Origin of the sequence: Akkermansia sp. KLE1798 (genome assembly GCF_001580195.1) — a bacterium.
GTDB classification, from domain to species: Bacteria; Verrucomicrobiota; Verrucomicrobiia; order Verrucomicrobiales; family Akkermansiaceae; genus Akkermansia; species Akkermansia biwaensis.
This window is the reverse complement of sequence record NZ_KQ971095.1, coordinates 30,533-32,195: the sequence shown is the minus strand read 5'-3', so window position 1 is coordinate 32,195 and position 1,663 is coordinate 30,533. Positions and strand designations below refer to the sequence as shown.

The window sequence follows — 1,663 nt, the reverse complement described above, 5'->3', positions numbered from 1 at the left end:
TCAGGTCCGCGAACTTTTTCAGGTCCGCCAGCGGAATGAAATGGCGCGCCGGGTCCACCATCAGCCCGCGCCAGGGGTAGCGCGGCTTGTCCTTGATGACGCCGCAGGGGATGCCCTCCGGCTGTGCGGCGAGCTGGTCCTGAAGCTGGCGGAGGGTGGCCTGTCCGTACAGCCTGCCTTCACGTCCGCCGGAAGCCAGGTGCGCGCCCTGCGGAGTGACGGACAGCCGGTAGGCGTCCTTGCCCAGGGAAGCTTCGGCCTTGTCGGAAAGAAGCTTGAGCGTTTTGGTGGTCTGCGGCTTCAGTTCCGTGCGCTCCGGCTCCGGAATAATGCTGTATTTGTCCGCGGCTTGGGCCATGCCAGCGGCGGAGAGAAGAGTACAGGCCAGAATGCGGAGGAAGCGGAACATAAAGAGCGGTGATTTCTTGAATTATTCTACCATGATGAACCGTGCATGATAAGGAAAAACAGCGGAATTACTTTTTGTTTTCCCAGCGGAAGGGCGGTTCGTTTTCCTTCGTGCGTTCCAGATCGTAGTTGAAGCGTTTGAGGACGAAAGCGCGATGATCCGCCACCTTGCGCCGGAAGTTGTCCCAGGAGCGGACGTCCATCGGTGACCATCCCGCTTCCGCAATGGCCATGGCCCGCGGGTAGACGCGGTAGAGCAGATGGTTCAGGTCCGGCAGGTGTTCCGCCCACGCTGCGGCGTGAACTCCCCGTACATGTCCGGTTTCCTGCGGGGATTTGCCGAAGGCCGGGTCCAGTTCATAGCATTTCCGGAGCGTGGTCGTCCGCATCCATCCCCAGTTGTATTGTCCCTGTATCTGGGGAAAGTCCAGGTAGCAGTATTCGTTGGAGGCCATGATCAGGTTCAGTCCGGCCTTTTTCGTCTTGTCAATGGACTGGCGCGCCTGGTCCTGCCGCCAGGCGTACACTGTTTCCCCCGGGTGGTAGATTCCGGCATTTCCTTCGTACCAGAATTGCGGCGTTTGCCCGTTTTTGGCGAGAAGGGAAGTCATCCGGGCAAAGAAGTCACGCATCTGTTCCTGTTCGTCCTTCATGCCGGCCCCGGCGCGCGCCTGGCGGCACAGCGGGCATTTTTCCCAGAGTTCCGTGGGTGCCTCGTCGCCTCCCAGATGGACGATTTTTGACGGAAAGATGTCCTTGAGCTCCTTGAAGACGGCCGCATAGAATTTCCATACTTCCGGTTTTTGCGGGCAGACCAGTTCCTTGCTGTTTCCGGCCACGGTGCGGACTTTCATGTCCGGTTTGGGGAAGCAGAAGAATTCGGGATAGGCCGCGGCCAGGGCTTCGTTGTGGCCCGGCACGTCGATTTCCGGAATCACTTCGATGCCGCGGTCCGCGCAGTAGGCCACCAGTTCTTTCAATTCCTCCCGGGTGTACATGCCTCCATGGGGGATTCCGTCCCCAAAGGTTTCCGCCCTTTTGGAGGCCACGCTTTCCAGCCTGGGATAGCCGGGAACGGGCAGCCGCCAGCCCTGGTTGTCCGTCAGGTGCAGATGCAGTTTGTTGAATTTGTAGTAGGCCATCAGGTCCGCGAACTTTTTCAGGTCCGCCAGCGGGATGAAATGGCGCGCCGGATCCACCATCAGTCCGCGCCAGGGGTATCGCGGCTTGTCCTTGATGACGCCGCAGGGGATGC

Annotated in this window: 2 protein-coding genes; both read right to left on the bottom strand. The window is 59.9% G+C overall.

From position 1 onward, the window contains the following. A partial coding sequence (locus HMPREF3039_RS11505; RefSeq protein ID WP_147550171.1) for a glycoside hydrolase family 20 zincin-like fold domain-containing protein occupies positions 1–409 on the bottom strand: 409 nt, incomplete at its 3' end. Between the two features lie 67 nt (positions 410–476). Further along, positions 477–1,663: family 20 glycosylhydrolase (locus HMPREF3039_RS11500; protein WP_067952141.1), on the bottom strand; the 1,187-nt coding region annotated here is incomplete at its 5' end.